Below are 1655 nucleotides of genomic sequence, written 5' to 3' on the forward strand. Positions count from 1 at the left end.
TTGACACATTCCGTCCGGTAAAACCGTCCGTAATAGTTCAGCCATCCTTGCACGACAGGATCAATCAGCTTGGCGAGTTCTTCAAGACTCCAGTGGTTTCGCGTCGAACCCAGTCGCCATGAGCGAATGGTTTGTCGGATTCCTTTGGCAGCCTTGTTGCTGATTGCCGGGAGGAAGTTGAGGAACTTCTCGCCCTTTCGATCGCGAGCGCTGCGCGGCTGGAAGGTGTAGCCAAGGAAGTCGAACGAGATGTGTTCGCATTCCTCTCTCCGTTTATTATCCTTGCAGTAGACGATCCGGGTTTTCTCCGGATGGAGCTCCAGACCGCATTCCGCAAGACGTTTTCGGATCGCCTCCATCACGGTTCGAGCCTCGCTTTCAGTTCTGCAATGGACTATCGCATCGTCAGCGTATCTTTCGAAACACAAACAAGGGAAGGTCCGCTGCATCCAGTGATCGAATGCATAGTGCAGAACCAAATTTGCGAGCAGCGGTGAAACCACCGAACCCTGAGGGGTTCCGCGTGTTCTCTCCACAGGGATTCCGTCTTCTTTCTCCACGGGAGCTTGCAGCCACCGCTTTACCGTAGAGACGAATCCAACTCAGTTCCGTGTGCTGGGCGACGGCCTTTTCGATTAGGTGCCAAGGAATCGAGTCGAAGAACGACTTGATATCAAGGTCGATAACCCAGTCGAATTTCCAGCAACGCTTTCGCGCTGTCCCCACTGCGTCAAGCGCCGAACGGCCGGGCCGATAGCCGTAGGAGTCCGGATGGAATATTCGTTCCATCGTCGGCTCCATAACCATTTTTGCAACCGTCTGAGCCACGCGGTCAGCTATAGAGGGTATTCCTAACGGACGCTTCCCTCCATTAGCCTTGGGAATTTCCACGAGACGGACGGGAGGCGGAAAGTATGTCCCCGACGACATTCGATTCCAGATCTTGTAGAGGTTTCTCTTCAAGTCCTTTTCGAATTCCTCGATGGAGACCCCGTCCACACCCGCTGACCCGCGGTTCGCTTTCACCTGTTTCCAAGCTTCCCAAACGAGATGTTTGGGGATCTGATACGACTTTGCCTCAGTCATCGGCTCCTCCCGTTTCCGGTTGGCTTGTGACTTTGGCTGGAAGATCGGGTCCCTTCGCTCCGCCCGTATTACCGGGCCTCATCACTATTACGAACCCGTCCGCCCCTGCGTCGCGCATTGGTACTCTGCCCTCGGCGGGTCCGCCGCCTTTGGGGTCTCCCTTGGCATCGCGACGCAGGTTCCCATGTTCCGCGCAAGAGCCTGGCATCGGGATCGCGCCGCCTCTACACCGGTTGCCGCCCGGCCAATACACAGGCTCTCGCCGCGCTTGATCCCAGGAGGTGGTATCGCCCCTGGTTTCGACAACATCTGAACTGTACTTTCGATGCATCATCGGCGGTTTACTTGCGTTCGTCTTCCCGTGGCTCACCTGACAGGCTGATTGCCCGCCTTTTCCAGCAACGCTCACCACCTCAGCCATTGAGCTAAAGCAGCTTGTGGCGGTTTGGACTCTGATCCTGCAATCCGAGTCCGAGGGGCCTGCCCTCATCTCTTGCGCAGCAAGGCTGCTCGGAAGATGGTCTACATACTCAACCTCCTTCTTCGCGCCGTCATGGCGCACATACCAC

2 protein-coding genes and 1 pseudogene are annotated in these 1655 nt (G+C 56.3%); all 3 read right to left on the reverse strand.

Going from position 1 to position 1655, the window contains the following annotated elements; all coding sequences use genetic code 11:
* Window positions 1–296: group II intron maturase-specific domain-containing protein (locus I6F20_RS38310; RefSeq protein ID WP_346277277.1), on the reverse strand; the 296-nt coding region annotated here is incomplete at its 3' end.
* Window positions 282–509 (reverse strand): annotated as a pseudogene (locus I6F20_RS38315) (reverse transcriptase domain-containing protein); the annotation flags it as partial. The gene I6F20_RS38310 and the pseudogene I6F20_RS38315, both read right to left, overlap by 15 nt.
* Window positions 406–1086: a reverse transcriptase domain-containing protein gene (locus I6F20_RS38320; protein WP_346277275.1), complete on the reverse strand. Its 681-nt coding sequence runs from the start codon at window positions 1084–1086 to the stop codon at window positions 406–408. The gene I6F20_RS38320 and the pseudogene I6F20_RS38315, both read right to left, overlap by 104 nt.
* Between the last annotated feature and the right edge of the window lie 569 nt (window positions 1087–1655).

The organism is Bradyrhizobium sp. IC3123 (assembly GCF_020193625.1).
Taxonomy (GTDB): Bacteria; Pseudomonadota; Alphaproteobacteria; order Rhizobiales; family Xanthobacteraceae; genus Bradyrhizobium; species Bradyrhizobium yuanmingense.

Excerpts from the sequence above, each read along its gene's own strand:
- I6F20_RS38320 (WP_346277275.1), bottom strand. The coding sequence starts at position 1,086 with ATGACTGAGGCAAAGTCGTATCAGATCCCCAAACATCTCGTTTGGGAA.